Consider the following 17,707-nt stretch of genomic DNA (forward strand, 5'->3'; position numbering starts at 1 on the left):
CGAAGATGGACACACACCGCGTCGGCAGCAGCGCATCCGCGCTGGCTCCTGGCGCGGAGTCTTCTCTCGCGCCGGACGCGCTCACCTTGGGTTTGGACGTTGGCGGCACCACCATCAAGGGCGAGATCGCCGACGCGTCCGGCACGGCGCTCGCGGCGGGCGCGGTGCCGACCCCGCGGGGCGCGGCGGCGTTCGAGGCGATGGAAGCGCTGGGCGACAGCCTGCTCGCCGAGTTGCCCGCGGATCGACGTGGACTGCTCGGCCGGGCAGCGGTGCTGCTGCCCGGCATCGTCGACACGGAGCGGTCGATCGCCGTCTTCAGCGGCAATATCGGCTGGCGTGACGTGCACGTCGGCGATCGGTTCACGCGACACTGGGGAGTCCCGGTGTTGATCGAACACGATGTGGCCGTGGCGGGCTGGGCCGAATGGCGTTTCGGCGCGGGACGCGGCCACGACGACGTCGTGGTGATCGTGCTCGGCACCGGCGTGAGCGGCACGCTCGCCGCGGGCGGCCGTCTGGTGCGCAGCGGGTTCGGCCAAGCGGGCGAGTACGGACACATCCCCGTGCGACCCGCCGACGGGTTGCCCTGCCCCTGCGGCAATGTCGGCTGTGTGGAGACGCTGGCATCGGCGACCGCCATCACACGCAACTACATTCGTCGGTCTGGCCGCGAAGTCGACGGTGCGGCAGCGGTTTTCGCGCTTCTACCCGGCGCTCCCGCCGCAGCGCGAGCGGTGGACGACGCCGTGGCCGCGCTCGCGGACGGACTGCTCGGCGTCATCCACGCGGCCTGCCCAGAGCTCGTCGTGCTCGGCGGTGGCCTGGCCGGTGCGGGCGCCGCACTCAGCGAGCCATTGCAGGCCGCGTTGACGCAGCGCCTCCGCGTGGTCCCGGTCCCCGAGGTCGTGCTCGGCGAATTCGGCGCGCGCGCCGGACTCACCGGCGCGACTCTCTTCGCCAGGCATGGAGCCCTCCTATGAGTGAGCGAAGCCAGTGGTCTCGGCTCCACCGTGTCCGCGCGCGGCGAACGGAGGAGCGATGACAGGCACTTCCACCGAGCTGGAAATCCGCGGCCGGATCATCTCCGCGTCGTTCGACCTGACCGACGGCGTGATCTCGGTGCGCGGCGATCGCATAGTCGCGGTCCGGCCGATGGCCGAATGGCTCGCCTTCCAACCGGATTCGGCACCGCCGAAGTTCTCCGGCGTGATACTCCCCGGCCTGGTGGACATCCACAACCACGGCGGCTCCGGCCACCGGTTCGACACCGTCGACGCGGAGGAGGCGAGCGCGGCCGCCCGGTTCCACCACGCGCACGGTTCGACGACCGTGCTCGCCAGTGTGGTGACCGGGCCGGTGGACGACATGGTCGCGCAGATCACGACGCTGCGCACGCTCGCCGCAGAAGGCATCCTCGCGGGCATCCACGCCGAGGGCCCGTTCCTCGCGGCCGCCCGCTGCGGCGCGCAGGATCCGCGCTACCTGCTCGATCCCGACCCGGCCGTGATAGATCGACTGCTGGCAGCCGCGGACGGTTATCTGCGGGTGTGCACCATCGCGCCGGAGTTGCCCGGCTACGAGGCGGTGGCCCGACGGCTCACCGACAACGACGTGGCGATCTCGCTGGGTCACAGCGACACCGATTTCGCGCGGTTCCGTCAGGCGCTCGCGCCGAGCGGCTCGGCCCGCCTGGTGACCCACCTCGCCAACGGCATGCCGCCGCTGCACCATCGCGAACCTGGACCGGTCGCGGCCGCGCTCACCGCCGCCGCCTCGGGCCACGCGGTGGTCGAGCTGATCGGCGACGGTGTGCATGTCGACCCCGGTTTCGGCGCAATGGTTTTCGCGGCCGCACCGCGCCAGGTCGCGCTGGTCACCGACGCCATGCAGGCCGCGGGGATGCCGGACGGCGAGTATCGGCTCGGTCCGCAGGCCGTCCGGGTGGTCGACGGCGTTGCCAGGGTGGCCAACGGGTCGATCGCGGGCGGCACGGCGACTCTGGCGCAATGTCTTTCGTGGGCGGTCCGGGAGTGTGGCGTGCCGCTGCCCGACGCGGTGCGCGCCGCGACCGCCGTACCAGCCGCCGCCGCGGGCTTGACCGATGTCGGCGACCTCAGGACCGACCAGTACGCCGACCTGCTGATTGTCGATGACGACCTGCAGTTGCGCCGGGTGCTCAGACATGGACAGTGGTTGACGTGATCCTCACTGTGACAATGAATCCCGCCTACGACATGACCTATCGCGTGGAGCGTTTCGACCGGGGGCAGGCGCACCGCGTTCGCTCCGTCGAGCAGCGCATCGGCGGTAAGGGCATCAACGTGACGCGGGTGCTGAACCAGCTCGGCAAGTACGCGCGGGCGACCGGGTTCTCCGACCACGCCTTCGCCGCCGCCGCCGAGCTGGAGATGCCGGTCGATTTCGTGCACGCGTTGCCGTGGGTCCGGCGCACAGTGGTGATCAGCGAATCCCGCGACGGCACCGCGACGGCCCTGTGGGAGCCAGGCGCCCGCGTCTCCAACCCGCACGCCGCCGAGCAACTCGCCGTCCGGGTCTCGGGTCTGCTCCCCGATATCAACGGCCTCGTGATCTCTGGATCGCTACCGGGCGGCATAGACCCGGGCCTACCCGCCGAACTCGCCCGCTCCGCGGTCGCCGCGGGCGTACCCACCATCTGCGACGTGGACGGCGAGGCGCTGCGGCTGGCCTGCGCCGTCCCCGGCGTGATTCTGATGCCGAATATGGAAGAGCTGGAACGTCTTTCCGGACGGTCCCCGCAGACGCCGGAGGAGGTGGTTGCGGCCGCCCGCCCGCTGATCGATCGCGGCGTGCGAGCCGTCGTCGCCACCCGCGGTCCGGACGGCATGATCGCGGTCACCGAGGAGGGCGCGTGGTTCGCCGGGCTGCCCGAGCCACTGGCCGGAAATCCTACCGGCGCGGGCGATTCCGCCGCGGCGGCGGTGATCGCGGCGCTGTGCGCCCGCACCGAACCCGACTGGCCCGCGATCCTCACCGACGCCGTGGCCACCGCGGCGGCGGCCGTGGTCATCCCGGTGGCCGGTGAGATCGACCGCTGCCTGCGCACCCGTCTTACACCGACCGTCCGGGTCGACAAGCTCGCCGCCCCGGAGTCCGAAGAGACCACGCCGTGATCGCGGAGGCTCGTCGATGCCCCTGACCCCTGTACCCGATCTCATCGCCGCCGCGAGACCGGGCGGCCTCGGCGCCTTCAACGTGATCACGCTGGAACACGCGGAGGCCATCGCCGGCGCCGCCGAGGCCGCGAAACGACCTGTGGTTCTGCAACTTTCCGAGAACACCGTCCGCTATCACGGCGCTCTCGCCCCGCTGGCGCTCGCCTGCCTCCGCATCGCCGCGGACAGCTCGGCCCCCGTCGCGGTGCATCTCGACCACGCCACCTCCTTCGACCTGGTGGCCGCCGCGGTCGAGCTCGGCATCCGGTCGATCATGTTCGACGCGTCCGCCATCGACTACGCGGGCAATGTCGCCGCCACAACCGAAGTCGCGCGGTGGTGCCGCGACCGCGGGGTGTTCGTCGAGGCCGAACTCGGCGAGGTGGGCGGCAAGAACGGCGCGCACGCGCCCGGGGTCCGCACCGATCCGGACGAGGCCGTCGAGTTCGTCACCGCCACCGGCGTCGACGCGCTCGCCGTCGCGGTCGGTTCCGCGCACGCGATGCACGCGCGCACTGCCGAGCTCGACCTCGAGCTCATCGGCAGACTGGCCACGAAAGTCCCCGTGCCGCTGGTTCTGCACGGTTCCTCCGGTGTGCCCGACACGGGTCTGCGAGCCGCAATCGAGCACGGCATGACCAAGGTCAATATCGCGACGCGGCTCAATGTTCTGCTTTCCGAAGCGGTTCGCGGCGTCCTCGGCGGCGACGCCGAGCTTTCCGATCCACGCAAGTACCTCGCTCCCGGCCGCGCCGCGGTGCGCGCGGAGGTCGAGCGTTTCCTGCGTCTGCTGGCCGATCAACCCGAGAGCGCTCATCGGCAGGGACCGCCGAGGTAGGGCAGCCGGCGGATGCCCGCCGATACCTCGAGCGCCAAATCCTGGTACCCGAGCGCCAGTTCGGCGAGGCGCTCCCAATCGTCGTGCACCACCCAATCCGGTTCCGACGCCAGCGAGGCGAAGGCGCGGGCGGAGAACTGGGCGAGGCGGTCGATCACCATGCCGACGGATTCGGTGTGCATGTGCGCGCCGCCGTGCGCCGGCGGGAGTTCGGTGGCGACCCAGCGGTCGATGCCGAGCACCAGCCGCACTCGGTGCTGATCGATGTCTCCGGTGGCGTCGATTTCGGTGTTCAGTCGCTGTACGTGCAGCCCGCCGAGCGAGTAGGCGGCTTGCAGCACCGGGTGTTCGTCGCTGGGCTTGTTACGAAACGCCCTGAGCACTTGCTTTTTCGATGGCAGTGGTTCCACCGCGCATCCCCCTGTTCGAATCGTGGTGCGGGACAACGTTCTTGCGGGGCGAGACGCCCGAATCCGGCGCGCAGGCGGCCGGAGAAACATGCACAGTCCGGAGGCGCGACGCAGCGAGGCAGCGCCGACCGGCCGAATTCAGCGGCGACGACCGCCGCGATCGCCGAAGAAGCCGCGCGGTAGCGCCTTCTCCCAAGGCCTTTCGTTGACCGCGAGACCGATGGCCTCCAGCGCGGTGAGACCCACGTGCGAGGCCAGATCGTTCATCAGCGCGACGGTGTCGGCCGCCTGCATCGCGGCGGCGGCCTGCTCGGTGGTCAGCATCCGGCCGCGCAGATAGGACACCACCCAAGCGTCGTCGCTGACGCGCCGCGCCTGGTGCGGCGTTCGATCGCCGACCATCCAGAAATTACCCACAACATGCACAGACATCCGACCCCTCGATCCCGCCGGGCGGGACCGGCCGGCGAACACCCGCGATGTGACATGAGACATACTGAGGCTAGGTGAGTATCGCGTTGCGAGTCAAGTTGACCATTCGACCGGGTTGTGCGGGCCGGTCAACGCGGGGAGTACGGTTCTCTGCACGCATCGCTAGAGCTGGAAGGACACCATCCAACGATGGCACCACTCTCGCCGACGGTCGCGCGTCGGGAACTGATGCTCCGCATCGGGCGGAGGCGCAAGCAGAACGATGTCAGTGTGTCCGCGATAGCCAGGGAACTAGGCTTCTCGATCTCCTACTGGTCGAAGGTGGAAAAGGAGCACGTCCTCGCCGAATCGAAACTGGACGAGCTGATGAAGCTGCTCGATTTCGACGAGGCGGAACGCCAAGAGCTGCACGAACTTCGCGACGTCGCCAGGCAGCGTGGCTGGTGGACGAACTACTCCGGGCTGCTTTCCGACGAGATCAGCCGCCTGTACGGCCTCGAACACGGCGCCGACAGTGCGCGCACCTACGAAAGCATCCTGATTCCAGGCCTTTTGCAGACCGCCGACTACGCACGCGCGCTCATCGCGAACGATCGCGCGCGGATCCGCCAAGTCGAGATCGACCGGCTGGTGGAGATCCGGCTGCGCCGCCAGCAGCGGCTGAAGGGCGCGGAACCGTTGCGGCTCACCGCGATCGTCAACGAGGCCGCGCTGTCCCAGCAGATCGGCGGCCCCGAGGTCATGTCGGACCAAGTACGTCACCTCGCCGCGCTCATCGAGGAGCACGTGGAGACCTTGGACCTGCGCGTCATTCCGTTCGAGGCGACCGGCGGCGGGTTGCTCGGCGGGGCGACGTTCCATCTGCTCGGCTTCGACAAGTCGGTGATGCCCGATGTCGCGTGGACCGAGACGCTGGTCCACCACGCCGTCATCGAGGAGACCGAGCCGGTGCGCCACCTCGATACCTTGTTCGCGAACGCTTTGGCCGAACAAGCACTTTCGCGCGAGGAGTCGCTGTCGGTGCTGGAAAGCAAGATTTCCGGCGGGTAGCGATTCCGGCACGTAGCATCGCGGCATGAACAGCATGTCGTCAGCCGGGACGGGCTGGTTCAAGTCGTCGCATTCCAGCGATTCCGTGGCTTGCGTGCAGGTCAAGTTCGAGCCGGGCCGGGTGCTGATCCGGGACACCAAGTACCGTGGCGTGCGGGACCGGCGGCCGATGCTCACCTGCTCGCCCGCGGACTGGGCCGCGCTCACCGCGGGCATTCGGGCGGGCGAATTCGACCGCCGCTGAACTTGGTTCACAGCCGACTCCCAGCCACGGCACCGCCGATCTCGAGGTGGGCGGCCGAGGATCGACACCGTCGATGAACGGAAGGCCCCGCGGCGCTCCACGCGGGGGGCCTCCACTTCCCTTCGCGACACGGTCGCTCACTGCCCTGAGCACCACACCGCCGGTCCGGCGGCGCCGCCCCTCGCAGGCGCCGCCGGCCCGCACTACGGGCGAGTCGGCGTCGGCTTCGGTTCAGTCCGCCTCGGGCAGCGGTTCGGCCAGCGGCCAGCCACCCGCCGCGAGATGCGCGGCGACCCTCTCGACATCCCGCTGATCCGGCTGTTCCATGGCGATTCTGGCGATCGCGGCCACGATGTCGTCGTGCCCGATCTCGGAGTCGGGATTGCCGCTCGCCAACTCCTCGGCGATGGCGGCCACCTCGTAATCGGTGAGGTGGCGATGCAGCACCGCGAACAGCGCGACGTAATCCGACTGCGGAATGCCCTGCGGGTATCCGGCGCGCAGCCAGCCGATGACGCGGCCGAGGACCTTGGGCCGGGAGGTTTGCGTGTGATCGGTCAATGCAGCGCCCTTCAGGACTGTCCGAACAGGTGAATGCCGAACTTGGCGGCGAGGAACGCCTTCGCGGTGTAGAGGATTCCGGTGACGATCGCGAGGACGATCAGCGCGAAACACGCGTAGGCGCCGGCCAGTGCCGGGTAGTTCCTTCGGGCGACGCTGCCGTCCCGGCCAACGGTATCGGCCGAAGACCACAGCCGCACCCCGACCGCGAAGACGATCGGCAGCCCGGCCCCCAGGATCAGGGACACCGCGACCACCTTCCACAGCGAATTCAGGTTCGTGACGAGCGTATGCACTGCTGCTCCCTAGAGCTGGGCCGAACGGGTGGGCGGATGCGCGGGCGTGGCGGGGCCGCCATTGCTTGGTTGGACGTCGTGCGCGCGATCGTCACCCGGGTGGCCGTTGCGCGGTCGGATCTCGTGCGGTTGATCGCCACGGGGTCGATCTTCACCGCGCGGTTCGTCGCCGGGCTTCGCGGCGCCTGCGGCGACCGTCGGCGTGTCCGAAGGCCCTGGCGCGTCGCCGCCCGGCCACTCGTTGACGTTGGTGGTGTCGACCGGGTTGCGACGAGACCGCAGCCACATCGCCGCGGCAAGCACGACGAGAAGTCCGAACACCACCAGCACGCCGGGCAGGCCGCCGATGAAATGCGCGATGGCCCAGCAAATCGCGCCCGCCAGACCGGCCAGCGGCAGCGTGAGCAGCCATGCCACGACCATCCGTCCCATCACCGACCAGCGCACCTCGGCGCCTTTGCCGAGCCCGCTGCCCAGGATGGAACCGGTCGCCGTCTGGGTGGTCGAGAGCGGCAGCCCGAAGTGGGCCGAGGTGAGGATGATCGCGGCGGAGGAGGACTCGGCGGCCAGTCCCTGCGGCGACTCGATCTCCACCAGCCCCTTGCCGAGGGTGCGGATGATCCGCCAGCCGCCGAGATAGGTGCCCGCGGCGATGGCCACCGCGCACGCCGCCATCACCCACAGCGGCATCTCGTCGTTCTTGGTGAGCGTCCCGTGCGCGACCAGCGCGAGGAAGATGACACCCATCGTCTTCTGCGCGTCGTTGGTGCCGTGCGCGAGGGAGACCAGCGAGGCCGAACCGATCTGTCCCCAGCGGAAGCCCGCCTTGACCTTATCTTCGTCGGACTTCGCGGTGATCCGGTAGACCCATCGGGTGCCGACGGCCGAGACCAGGGCGGCGACCACCGGGGCGAGCACCGCGGGCAGCACGATCTTGGTGAGCACGCCGTCGGAGCCGGACGCCCAGATCACCCCGCCCCAGCCGAGCGAGGCGATGGTGGCGCCGATGAGGCCGCCGAACAGCGCGTGCGAGGAACTCGACGGCAGGCCGAACAGCCAGGTCAGCAAATTCCACAGGATGCCGCCGACCAAACCGGCCAGGACGATGATCAGCAGATCGTGTCCGCTCACCGCACCGAGCTGCACGATGCCTTTGGCCACCGTGGCCGCCACCTCGACCGAGAGAAACGCGCCGATCAGGTTCAACACCGCCGAGACCGCGACGGCGACCCGCGGCCGCAGCGCGCCGGTCGCGATGGACGTCGCCATGGCGTTCGCCGTGTCGTGAAAGCCGTTGGTGAAATCGAAAGCGAGTGCCGTGACTATCACGATCAGCAGAACCAGTAATTCGACGGTCACGACTCCAGTGTGAGGCACCGCCGGTGCCGATTGCCATGCGGTAACCGCCTGCCGGACAGCCATCCGGATGCGCTAGCGTGGACGCCCGTGGTGGCGCCCGGCGCGGTCGTGAACCGCGAACCGCGCTTGTGACCTGGTCAGACGCTCAGCGACGACCGGAGGACATCGAACCGGCGCGGCCGCGGTGGACTCGATCGTCGACGCGCCGCAGACCTACGGCAGCAGCGCGCGGACGGCGTCGATGGTGTCGGCGTCGATGGGCTCTTTGTCGGGCCGATACCGGACGACGCGAGCGAACCGAAGCGCGACGCCGCCGGGATAGCGCGGACTCACCTGGACGCCGTCCAGAGCGATCTCCACGACCAGCTCCGGCCAGAGGTAGACGGTGTGCTGGTCGCGAGAGCGCTCGTGGCGCGGGAACTCGGCGGTCTGCCACTGCAACAACGCGTCGGTGAGGCCCTTGAACGTCTTGCCGACCATGACGGGCTCACCGGTCATCGGGTCGCGCGCGCCTAGATGCAGATTCGACAGATAACCGGTCCGGCGGCCGTAGCCCCACTCCGCGCCGAGCACGATCAGGTCCATGGTGTGCGTCGGCTTGATCTTCAGCCAGGCGCGGCCACGGCGACCGGCGGCGTACGGCGCGGTCAGCGACTTGACCATCACGCCCTCGTGCCCGGCGGCCAGCGCGCCGTCGAAGTATTCGGCGGCGGCCTCCGCGTCGGGCCGGATCAGCGCGGGAATGGTGTGCTCGCCCGCCACCTGCGACAGCGCGGCGCGCCGCTCCGAGAGCGGGGCGTCGAGCAGGTCCCGGCCGTCCAGATGCAGGCAGTCGAAGAAGTACGGGTGGAGCAACAGCTCCCTGGTCGAGCTCACCGCGGGAACCAGCGGCCCTGCGGCGGCGCCGGGCGGCAGTTTCGCCTCACCGCTCGGATCGGCGGTGGCGAAGCGGCTCATGGTCTCCTGGAACGGCCGTGGCCGCCCGGAATCGTTGAGCGCCAAGGTCTCCCCGTCGAGCACGACGCTGGTGCACCGCAGCCCCGCGACGAGCCGCACCAGTTCGGGCACGCCGGCGGTGATGTCGCGCAAGGTCCTGGTGAAGACGCGGACGTCGGTCCCGTCGCGGTGCACTTGGATTCGCGCGCCGTCCAGCTTGTGCTCGACGCTGACCTCGCCGTCGAACTCGTCCATCGCCTCGTCGAGCGCCGAACCCGGTGAGGCGAGCATCGGCTGGATCGGCCTGCCCACCTCGAGCCGGAACGCGGCGAGCGCCTCCGCCCCTCCGGTCAGCGCCGCGGCGGCGGTGACCGGCAGCTGCCCGGAGAGCATGTACGCGCGCCGGACCTGATCGACGGGCACCGCGGCGGCCGCGGCGACCGCCTCTGCGACGAGCGCGGTCAGCGCGCCCTGCCGGATCTCGCCGGTGAGCAAGCGCAACAGGAACGACTGCTCGGCGGCAGTGGCCGAAGACCACAGCGTGGTCAGCAGCTCCTTACGCCGGTTGGCCGATCCCTTTCCCGCGACGGTGGCCAGTTCGCCGAATACCTTGTCGACCGCCGCGACCGATAGCGTCGCCACCGGTGACGGCGTACCGTCCAGCCCGGTCAGGGTGCGCCAGCCGGTGCCGATGCGGCCCTGGCGCAACTCGCCCGAGACCCACGCGACAACGGGCGCGAGCTCGTCCGGCGCGGCCGCGCCGAGCAGCTCCGCCAGCGCGGCCACCTTCGTTTTACGGGACCGAGTCGCGCGAACGGTCTCCGATGTCTCAACGACTTCCGAGAACAGCACCCTTCGACGGTAACCCGAGGCTGTGACATATTGCTCAGCTCCACTGTTAATTTCCATTGGCAAGGCTGCGAAACAGCCCATAAACTGGACATATGGCCAAAACGTACGTCGGCGCGCGCCTCCGTCAGCTGCGCACCGAGCGAGGGTTGAGCCAGGTCTCGCTCGCCCAGAAGCTGGAGATCTCGGCCAGCTACCTGAACCAGATCGAGCACGATGTGCGCCCGCTCACCGTGCCCGTGCTGCTGAAGATCAGCGAGGTCTTCGGCGTCGACGCGACCTTCTTCTCCTCCGCCGACGACACCCGGCTCATCGCCGAGCTGCAAGAGGTCGTCATGGATCAGGAGCTCGGCATCGAGGCCGATACCCAGGAGATCGCCGACATGGTCTCCGCGCATCCGAGCCTTGCCCGCGCGATGGTCGCCATGCACAACCGTTACCGCAACACCAGCGCCCAGCTCGCGGCCGCCACCGAGGACCGCTTCGCCGACGGCGCGGGCAGCGCCACCATCAGCAAGCCGCACGAGGAAGTGCGCGACTACTTCTATCAGCGGCAGAATTACATCCACGAATTGGACACCGCCGCAGAGGAACTCACGGCCCGCATCCGGTTCCACGGCGGCGACGTGCCCAGCGAGATCGCGAGCAGGCTGCGCTCGCACGACGTGAAGATCCTGGAGCGCATCGATCTCGGCGAGGGCGTGCTGCACCGCTACGACACCGAGTCCAGGGTGCTCGAGATCGCTCCGCACCTTTCCGGCGGCCAGCGCACCTTCAAGCTCGCCGCCGAGCTCGCCTACTTCGAGTGCGGCGATCTGCTCGAAAAGCTGGTGGAAGAGGGCAATTTCGCGTCCGAGGACACCCGCAGGCTGGCGATGCTCGGCTTGGCCAACTACTTCGCCGCGGCCACCGTCTTGCCCTACACGCATTTTCACGAGGTGGCCGAGGACTTCCGCTACGACATCGAGCGGCTCTCGGCGTTCTTCAGCCAGAGCTACGAGACCATCTGCCATCGGCTGTCCACGCTGCAACGGCCCAAGCTGCGCGGTGTTCCGTTCTCCTTCGTCCGGGTCGACCGGGCGGGCAATATGTCCAAGCGCCAGTCCGCCACCGGTTTCCACTTCTCCTCCAGCGGCGGCACCTGCCCGCTGTGGAACGTCTACGAGACCTTCGCCTACCCCGGCAAGATCATGACCCAGATCGCGCAGATGCCCGACGGACGCAAGTACCTCTGGATCGCCCGCACCGTCGAGCGGCGCGCCACACGCTACGGCCAGCCGAGCAAGACCTTCGCGATCGGCCTCGGCTGCGAACTGCGCCATGCGGGCCGGGTCGTCTACGCCGACGGCATCGACCTCGACGAGGTGCAGCCGACCCCGATCGGCGCCGGCTGCCGCGTCTGCGAGCGCGCCAATTGCCCGCAGCGCGCCTTCCCCCCGCTCGGCAAGGTGCTCGACATCAGCGAGCACCGCAGTTCGGTCTCGCCCTACGTGCTGAAATGACTTCCGCCACTTGATCAGCGGTCATCGCCGAGCCCGAGTCTGCCAACCCGCCACAGTCCCACCACTGACGTTCCCACATATCGCGTGTACGCCTCACACAGGCGGTGCCTATGTGAGGCGTACGGAATGCGTGTGACGTTGAAATCACTTGCGGCACATCGAGGGAGCGCGGCTTCGGAGCGGTGGCACCGCGAGCCTCAGGTCACCCCGCGGTTGTCATCGCCCGCTGAATGCGGACGCCGAGCAGGGTCAAGCCGAGCGCGGCGAGCAGTAGGACCGCCAGCGTCCACGCCAGTGCCGAAAAGCCGTGCGGCGCGGCGGCTGCCGCCACCACCGGACCGACCGTCGCGCCGACGTAGAAGCTGAACATCGCCACCGATGAGGCCGCGGCCCTGGATTCGCCGCCCAGCTCGCCCGCGCTCTGCAACACCGCGGGCGCGATGATGCCCAGTCCGCCGACCAGCACGGCGAGAAGCACGGTCAGCACCGCCAGATGTGCGCCCTCGAAGGTGGCCGTGACCATGGCCGCGGCCGCGATGAGCACGCCGAGCATGATCTGGCCGTGTTTGGTCAGCCGCGCCAGCGGGACCGCGAGCAGCGGAAGTGCGAACATCACCGGCAGCGCTCCCGCGCGCAGCGTCAACAGTTCGCCGGAACCGTGCACGATGCCGACCAACTCGATGCCGGTGTACACACCCACCATCACGGCCATGCTCAACGCGCCCGCGCCGAGCATCGGCAACAGCGGACGGATGCGCAGCACCGCGGGGATGGCGGCGTAGCTGTGGCGCAGCGGCCGGTCGCGGCCGGTCGGCGCGTCGTCGAGCATCACCGCGCGCAGCGCGGCGGCCAACACCACGAAAATCATTGCCGAGCCGAGGAATACGGCGCGCCACGGAAACGACGCGACGAGAGATTGCGAGACGATCTGGGCGACCACCGTCGCGGCGAGAAACGAGGTCGCCACCGACATGGTGACCACCGCGCGATGCGCGGGCGCGACACGAGTCGCGACGTAGGCCATCAGCGCGGGCGGAATCGAGCCGACCACCAGCCCCTGCACGATGCGCAGGGCGACCGCCACCGGCGCACTCACGGCCAAACCGGTCAATAGGGTGACCACTGCGGCGACCAGCATGCCGGTGATGAGTACTTTGCGATGGCCATAGCGATCCGAGAGCGGGCCGAAGAGCACGAAACCGCCCGCGTAGCCGAAGGCGAATGCGCTGATGATCCAGGTCATCACGCCCGAGCCCACTTGCCACTCGGCCCGCATGGCCGTGAAAAGCGGAATCGGTACGTACATCTGGCCGGTGGCGAGGAGAGCGGACAGGACGAAGACGGGCAGGATGCGACCGGTGTGCGCCCCCGGCGAGAGTTCGCGCGAGGACGAGCGGACCGGAGCACCGGTCACGGCGGGGATTGTCGGCGTTGCCATAGCGACGAAGGTACGACCGCGCCGGCTCGATGTCAACCAAATAGTTGGTTTAAAACGGTGGTAAAGTCTGTGCCATGACGGTCACCACCAAGCGCAGCGACGCCACCAGGCAGGCGCTGCTGCAGGCTGCCCGCGCCGAATTCGCCGAGCACGGCCTCTCCGGAGCGCGCGTCGACCGGATCGCCGAGGCGGCCGGTGTGAACAAGGAGCGGATCTACGGACTTTTCGGCAGCAAGGACAAGCTTTTCGACGTCATCGTCGTCGACACCATGCGCGAATTCATCGACGTGGTGCAGCCGCTCGCCGAATCCGATCCCGGCGAGTACGTGGGCAAACTGTTCGACTATCACCGCGCGAACCCGCAGCTGCTGCGCCTCTTGCAATGGGAAGCGCTGCACCGCGGCGCGGAAGCGCACGACGTGAACGGCTGGCGCGCCGCACACTACGAGCGCAAGTTCGACTACGCGCAGCAGACTTTCGCGGACGAGCCAGATCCGAGGCTCGTGCTTCTGGCACTGTGCGGTCTGGCGAACTGGACCCACGCCGTCCCACAGGTCACCCGGCTGCTGCTCGGCGCGGCGGCCGAGGACACCAACGCCACCCGTGATTTCATGAAGCGGTTCGCCAGATCCGCGCTGGGCCATGCCGCGGCGGAGCGGCCGAGGCATGTGGTCAACAGGTTGACCGGCGAGCAGATGACCGCGACCGAACCCCCGCCCGCCGAGGACAACGACCCGGTCGACCGCGCGGCAGCCCGGCTACGCGCGGCGCAGGCCGCCGCGGAGACCGCGCGCGAGGAACTCGCCGCGGCCCTCCGGGCGGCGCACGCCGAGGGCGCGGGCGCCAACCAACTCGCCAGGCAAGTCGCCGGAACCCTGTCCCGCCCGGTCGTGCTGAAACTCCTCGCCGACTGAGCACCGGCCCGAGCTCCCAGAACGAACGTCGAGGCGCTCGACCGCCGTACTCAGAACGCCGCTTCGTCCAACTCCATGATGTCGTTGTCGATCGCCGCGAGAACCTTCCTGGTCGCCGTCAGCTGCGGCAGCACGTTCTTGGCGAAAAAGCTCGCCACCGCGACCTTTCCGGCATAGAACGACCGATCCTTCGGCTCCGCGTCACCGGTCAGCGCCGCTGCGGCGATCTCGGCCTGGACGAGCAGTCGCCAGCCGATGAGCAGGTCGCCGACGGCGAGCAGGAAGCGCACCGATCCGAGGCCGACCTTGTACAGCTCGGCGGGCGACTGCTGGGCCGCCATCACGAATCCGGTGAGCGTCGCGGCCATCGCCTGCACGTCGGCCTGCGCCGTGCGCAGCAGTTCGCGTTCGGTCTCGAAGCGCCCGCTCGGGGCGTCGAGGAAGGCGGCGATCCGGCCGTCGACGTGCGCGAGCGCCGCGCCCTTGTCCCGAATGATCTTGCGGAAGAAGAAGTCCTGCGCCTGGATGGCGGTGGTGCCCTCGTACAACGAGTCGATCTTGGCGTCGCGGATGTACTGTTCGATCGGGTAATCCTGCAAGTACCCCGAACCGCCGAGTGTCTGAAGGGATTCCGTCAGATACTGGTAGGCCCGCTCCGAGCCGACGCCCTTCACGACGGGCAGCAGCAGATCGTTCACCCGTTGCGCCAGGTCGGTGTCGGCGCCCGAAACCAGCTGCGCCACATCGGCATTCTGATGTGCGGCGGTGTAGAGGTACACCGCGCGCAGACCCTCGGCGTAGGCCTTCTGCAGCGCCAGCGAGCGACGCACGTCCGGGTGGCGGGTGACGGCGACGCGCGGGGCCGCTTTGTCCGCCATCTGGGTCAGGTCCGCGCCCTGCACGCGCTCCTTGGCGTAGGCCAGCGCGTTCAGGTATCCGGTCGAGAGGGTGCCGGAGGATTTGATGCCGACCATCATGCGGGCGTTCTCGATCACCTGGAACATCTGGGCGATGCCGTTGTGCACGTCGCCGACCAGCCAGCCCTTGGCGGGGACCGCGCCGCCGAAGGTCAGCTCACAGGTCGGCGAGGACTTCAGGCCCATCTTGTGCTCGACGCCCGTCACGTAGACGCCATTGCGGTCGCCCAGCTCGAGCGTCTCGTGGTCGAACAGGAACTTCGGCACGTAGAACAGCGACAGCCCCTTGGTGCCGGGCCCGGCGCCTTCCGGACGGGCCAGCACCAGGTGGAAGACGTTCTCGGCGGTGTCGCCGACATCGCCGCCGGAGATGAAGCGCTTGACGCCCTCGATGTGCCAGGAGCCGTCCTCCTGCGCGATCGCCTTCGTGCGGCCCGCGCCGACGTCCGAGCCCGCGTCCGGCTCGGTCAGCACCATCGTGCCCTGCCAGCCCTTCTCGTAGCCCAGGGTGGCCCAGTGCTTCTGCTGCTCGTTGCCCACGTTGTACAGCACCGACGACATCACCGTGCCCATGCTGAAGAAGCTGGCCGACGGGTTGGCGCAGGTCATCATCTCGTTGACCGCCCAGACCACCGCAGCGGGCGCGGCCGTGCCGCCCATGCCCTCCGGCATGCCGAGCCTGCCCCAGTCGGCCTCGCGCACCGCGGCGACGGTTCTGCGCAACGGCTCCGGTACGGAGATCTCGAAGGTGCTCGCGTCGTAGACGACGGGCTCACGGTCGGCCGCGACGAAGGAATCCGCGATCGGGCCCTCGGCGAGACGCTTCACCTCGGCGAGGATCTCGCGCACGGTGTCGGAGTCGAGGTCGCCGTAGGCGCCGGTATCGAGGAGTTTGTCCAGCCCCAGCACCTCGAAAAGGTTGAATTCGATGTCGCGTACGTTCGCCTTGTAGTGCCCCACCTAGTCCTCCTCGACTCATGCGCCGTGGTCCCGCCACTCCATGCTCCGACGCTTTTGACGATGTACAAAACGCAGCCTGCCGCACCGGGAATCGGCTACGCAACCGTAGGGAAATCCGGGACGTCGGAAGCCCGCCGATGACCGGGCGCCGCGACGAGCAACGGTGAAGCATCCACTCGTGGACGCGTAATAACTCGCCGGTATTACGGTCCGGCTACGGACCTCACCCCGATCGACCTCAGGGTTGCGAAAAGGTTTCACACGGGCGAAACATCGGCAACGGACTCGTCACCGAGAGATATTCCGGCGCAACAACTTCTGTCTACTCTTCGCACCACGAATACGCGTTGTATACACCCCGGTCGACAGCCGTGACCGGGGCAAACGCGGCGTATTCGAGCGTGGCGCAGCCAGCGCCGCCGCACACCGGACGAAGTGAGAGGGTTCCGCCCGATGTCAGATTCCCGTGCCGCTCATCGGCATCGTTCCCGCCTGACCAGAGCACTGGTCGCGCCAACCGCGGTTGCGCTCGCCGGCCTGTTGCTGACCGCCTGCGGCGCCAAGGACGACGCCGCCACCGGCTCCAACGCGGCCTCCTGCGTCGACACCTCGGCAAACACCATCAAGGTCGGTTCGCTGCACTCGCTGTCGGGGACCATGGCCATCTCCGAGGTCACCGTCGCCAACTCCACCAAGCTGGCTGTCGACCAGATCAACGCGGCGGGCGGCGTGCTCGGCAAGAAGATCGAACTGGTGCTGGAGGACGGCGCTTCGGACCCGAAGACCTTCGCGGAGAAGGCCGAAAAGCTCATCAGCTCCGACTGTGTCGCCGCGGTGTTCGGCGGCTGGACCTCGTCGAGCCGAAAAGCCATGAAGCCCAAGTTCGAAAGTCTCAACTCACTGCTCTACTACCCCGTCCAGTACGAGGGCCTGGAGGACAGCAAGAACATCTTCTACACCGGCGCCACCACCAACCAGCAGATCGTGCCCGCGCTGGATTATCTGAAGCAGAAGGGCATCACGTCCCTGTACCTGGTCGGCTCCGACTACGTCTTCCCGCAGACCGCCAACCGCGAGATCAAGGCGTACGCCGCGGCCAACGGTATCGAGATCAAGGGCGAGGACTACACACCGCTCGGCTCCACCGACTTCTCGACCATCGTCAACAAGGTACGAAATGCGAAGGCGGGCGCGGTCTTCAACACGCTCAACGGCGATTCGAACGTGGCCTTCTTCCGCGAGTACACCAACGCGGGCCTGAAAGCCACTGAGATGCCAGTGGTTTCGGTGTCCATCGCCGAGGAAGAGGTCGCGGGCATCGGCGCGCAGAACATCGCGGGCCAGCTGACGGCGTGGAACTACTACCAGACGGTCGACACCCCGCAGAACAAGGCGTTCGTCGACGCGTACAAGGCCGCCTTCGGCGCGGACAAGCCCACCTCGGACCCGATGGAGGCCGCCTACGCCTCGGTCTACCTGTGGAAGAACACCGTCGAGAAGGCGAAGTCGTTCAAGGTCGAGGACATCCAGGCCGTGGCCGACGGCGTCAGCTTCGAGGCTCCGGAGGGCCTGGTCACCATCGACGGCGCCAACCACCACATCACCAAGACCGCCCGCATCGGCGAAATCCGCGCCGACGGCCTGATCTACACGGTGTGGGACTCCGGCAAGCCCATCCAGCCCGACCCGTACCTGAAGTCCTACGGCTGGGCCAAGGGCCTGTAACAACGCCACCCTGCTGCGGCCTGGGGCTGGTGGGAACGCATCACCCGCGCCCTGCCAGCCCCGTCCAGGGTGAGTCTTA

17 protein-coding genes are annotated in these 17,707 nt (G+C 68.4%); 9 read left to right on the forward strand and 8 right to left on the reverse strand.

Going from position 1 to position 17,707, the window contains the following annotated elements:
• The first annotated feature begins 5 nt into the window (after positions 1-5).
• Genes NX1_RS16780 through NX1_RS16795 form a run of 4 tightly spaced genes read left to right on the forward strand, consistent with a single transcriptional unit; the run spans position 6 to position 4,035 of the window.
• Entirely contained in the window at positions 6-983 is a 978-nt protein-coding gene (locus NX1_RS16780) for an ROK family protein (RefSeq protein WP_084501497.1), read from the forward strand.
• A gap of 58 nt (positions 984-1,041) precedes the next feature.
• Positions 1,042-2,205, forward strand: coding sequence for an N-acetylglucosamine-6-phosphate deacetylase (locus tag NX1_RS16785; RefSeq protein ID WP_068059640.1), 1,164 nt, complete (start codon positions 1,042-1,044; stop codon positions 2,203-2,205).
• On the forward strand, positions 2,202-3,155 hold the full coding sequence (locus NX1_RS16790) for a 1-phosphofructokinase (protein ID WP_084501498.1): 954 nt from the start codon (positions 2,202-2,204) through the stop codon (positions 3,153-3,155). Before NX1_RS16785 ends, NX1_RS16790 begins: the two co-directional genes overlap by 4 nt.
• Before the next feature lie 16 nt (positions 3,156-3,171).
• A complete protein-coding gene (locus NX1_RS16795) occupies positions 3,172-4,035 on the forward strand; it encodes a class II fructose-bisphosphate aldolase (protein WP_068059646.1) in 864 nt (287 codons plus the stop codon).
• Here NX1_RS16795 and NX1_RS16800 read toward each other — a convergent pair.
• Entirely contained in the window at positions 4,011-4,445 is a 435-nt protein-coding gene (locus tag NX1_RS16800; RefSeq protein ID WP_068059648.1) for a DUF4254 domain-containing protein, read from the reverse strand. The genes NX1_RS16795 and NX1_RS16800 overlap by 25 nt on opposite strands.
• Before the next feature lie 138 nt (positions 4,446-4,583).
• Complete coding sequence (locus NX1_RS16805) at positions 4,584-4,877, reverse strand: site-specific integrase (RefSeq protein WP_068059650.1); 294 nt, start codon at positions 4,875-4,877, stop codon at positions 4,584-4,586.
• Between the two features lie 189 nt (positions 4,878-5,066).
• Between NX1_RS16805 and NX1_RS16810 the strand changes: the two genes are divergently transcribed.
• Entirely contained in the window at positions 5,067-5,927 is an 861-nt protein-coding gene (locus NX1_RS16810) for a helix-turn-helix domain-containing protein (protein ID WP_068059654.1), read from the forward strand.
• Positions 5,928-5,952: 25 nt separating this feature from the next.
• Positions 5,953-6,171, forward strand: a complete 219-nt coding sequence (locus tag NX1_RS16815; RefSeq protein WP_068059672.1) for a DUF397 domain-containing protein — start codon at positions 5,953-5,955, stop codon at positions 6,169-6,171.
• 231 nt (positions 6,172-6,402) lie between these two features.
• Here NX1_RS16815 and NX1_RS16820 read toward each other — a convergent pair whose 3' ends face one another.
• From NX1_RS16820 to NX1_RS16835, 4 genes are all read right to left on the reverse strand, one after another.
• On the reverse strand, positions 6,403-6,732 hold the full coding sequence (locus NX1_RS16820) for a DUF3349 domain-containing protein (RefSeq protein ID WP_068059681.1): 330 nt from the start codon (positions 6,730-6,732) through the stop codon (positions 6,403-6,405).
• 11 nt (positions 6,733-6,743) lie between these two features.
• Entirely contained in the window at positions 6,744-7,028 is a 285-nt protein-coding gene (locus NX1_RS16825) for a hypothetical protein (RefSeq protein WP_068059685.1), read from the reverse strand.
• A gap of 9 nt (positions 7,029-7,037) precedes the next feature.
• Entirely contained in the window at positions 7,038-8,387 is a 1,350-nt protein-coding gene (locus NX1_RS16830; protein WP_084501500.1) for an inorganic phosphate transporter, read from the reverse strand.
• A 213-nt stretch (positions 8,388-8,600) separates the two neighbouring features.
• A complete protein-coding gene (locus NX1_RS16835) occupies positions 8,601-10,175 on the reverse strand; it encodes an ATP-dependent DNA ligase (protein WP_068059688.1) in 1,575 nt (524 codons plus the stop codon).
• 92 nt (positions 10,176-10,267) lie between these two features.
• On the opposite strand from NX1_RS16835, the gene ramB reads away from it, so the two are divergent.
• Entirely contained in the window at positions 10,268-11,674 is a 1,407-nt protein-coding gene (ramB, locus tag NX1_RS16840) for an acetate metabolism transcriptional regulator RamB (RefSeq protein ID WP_068059691.1), read from the forward strand.
• 202 nt (positions 11,675-11,876) lie between these two features.
• On the opposite strand, the gene NX1_RS16845 is transcribed toward ramB, so the two are convergent.
• Complete coding sequence (locus tag NX1_RS16845; protein WP_068059694.1) at positions 11,877-13,112, reverse strand: MFS transporter; 1,236 nt, start codon at positions 13,110-13,112, stop codon at positions 11,877-11,879.
• Between the two features lie 74 nt (positions 13,113-13,186).
• Between NX1_RS16845 and NX1_RS16850 the strand changes: the two genes are divergently transcribed.
• Positions 13,187-14,026 carry a TetR/AcrR family transcriptional regulator gene (locus NX1_RS16850; RefSeq protein ID WP_068059698.1) on the forward strand — a complete coding sequence of 280 codons (840 nt, stop codon included), beginning with the start codon at positions 13,187-13,189 and terminating at the stop codon, positions 14,024-14,026.
• A 50-nt stretch (positions 14,027-14,076) separates the two neighbouring features.
• On the opposite strand, the gene NX1_RS16855 is transcribed toward NX1_RS16850, so the two are convergent.
• Positions 14,077-15,903 (reverse strand): acyl-CoA dehydrogenase, encoded by a 1,827-nt coding sequence (locus tag NX1_RS16855; RefSeq protein ID WP_068059701.1) that lies wholly within the window; start codon positions 15,901-15,903, stop codon positions 14,077-14,079.
• A gap of 453 nt (positions 15,904-16,356) precedes the next feature.
• On the opposite strand from NX1_RS16855, the gene urtA reads away from it, so the two are divergent.
• Positions 16,357-17,628: an urea ABC transporter substrate-binding protein gene (urtA, locus tag NX1_RS16860; RefSeq protein WP_068059708.1), complete on the forward strand. Its 1,272-nt coding sequence runs from the start codon at positions 16,357-16,359 to the stop codon at positions 17,626-17,628.
• Positions 17,629-17,707: the final 79 nt, after the last annotated feature.

This window comes from Nocardia xishanensis NBRC 101358 (assembly GCF_001613365.1).
Classification (GTDB): domain Bacteria; phylum Actinomycetota; class Actinomycetes; order Mycobacteriales; family Mycobacteriaceae; genus Nocardia; species Nocardia xishanensis.

Coding starts and splice junctions, on each gene's coding strand:
- NX1_RS16780 (WP_084501497.1), top strand. CDS start 6: ATGGACACACACCGCGTCGGCAGCAGCGCATCCGCGCTGGCTCCTGGC.
- NX1_RS16785 (WP_068059640.1), top strand. CDS start 1,042: ATGACAGGCACTTCCACCGAGCTGGAAATCCGCGGCCGGATCATCTCC.
- NX1_RS16795 (WP_068059646.1), top strand. CDS start 3,172: ATGCCCCTGACCCCTGTACCCGATCTCATCGCCGCCGCGAGACCGGGC.
- NX1_RS16805 (WP_068059650.1), bottom strand. CDS start 4,877: ATGTCTGTGCATGTTGTGGGTAATTTCTGGATGGTCGGCGATCGAACG.
- NX1_RS16810 (WP_068059654.1), top strand. CDS start 5,067: ATGGCACCACTCTCGCCGACGGTCGCGCGTCGGGAACTGATGCTCCGC.
- NX1_RS16815 (WP_068059672.1), top strand. CDS start 5,953: ATGAACAGCATGTCGTCAGCCGGGACGGGCTGGTTCAAGTCGTCGCAT.
- ramB (WP_068059691.1), top strand. CDS start 10,268: ATGGCCAAAACGTACGTCGGCGCGCGCCTCCGTCAGCTGCGCACCGAG.
- NX1_RS16845 (WP_068059694.1), bottom strand. CDS start 13,112: ATGGCAACGCCGACAATCCCCGCCGTGACCGGTGCTCCGGTCCGCTCG.
- NX1_RS16850 (WP_068059698.1), top strand. CDS start 13,187: ATGACGGTCACCACCAAGCGCAGCGACGCCACCAGGCAGGCGCTGCTG.
- urtA (WP_068059708.1), top strand. CDS start 16,357: ATGTCAGATTCCCGTGCCGCTCATCGGCATCGTTCCCGCCTGACCAGA.